At 59.7% G+C, this 590-nt stretch carries 1 protein-coding gene; it reads right to left on the reverse strand.

The features are described from left to right. The coding region (locus tag D7X94_RS18690; protein ID WP_158591089.1) for a hypothetical protein at window positions 1-590 on the reverse strand (590 nt) is incomplete at both ends.

Genomic DNA, 590 nt, shown 5'->3' on the forward strand with positions numbered 1-590 from the left:
CCGTTGGTCCACAGAGCGCTGTCCAGCTGGAAGTTGAACTGCTTCTGGGTCTGGTTATAGGTGGACAGGATCTCAACCCACTCGCCGGCTACCTTCTTCACCAGCTTGACGCTCTTGGGCTTGGTGCTCACGCCGTCCTGCGCCTTCTTGATGTGAATGGTGTAGTCGTAGTTCTGGCCGTCGTTGCCGGTCAGACGCAGCACAAAGCAGGGGTCGGAGCTCATGTCGATCTTTACGTTGGGGATGTAAGCAGTGCCACTAACGGGCTTGCCAAGACGGTTGAGAGCGGGAGTCTGGGGAGCAACGGACCAATACCGGTTGCTTACCAGGGCCGCGTTCTGGGCGGGGATAGAGACGGTCTTGGCGTTGGTCTTAAGGGAGATACGGGCAGGGTGCTGGCCGTCGCCGGTGCTGAACTCGAAGTCAGAGCTCACGTAGTAGTTCAGCTCGCGGTTCTCGCCGCCGATGTCCTTATCCTTGTCCCAAACAGCCTGATAGCCGTTGATCTGCAGCTCGGTCAGCGTGGGGGCCGCATCAGGCGCGGTGCCTGTGGTGCCCTTGCGCAGCACGATGCGCACGTTCTGGAAGAA

The organism is Acutalibacter sp. 1XD8-33, from assembly GCF_003612555.1.
Lineage (GTDB): Bacteria > Bacillota > Clostridia > Oscillospirales > Acutalibacteraceae > Acutalibacter.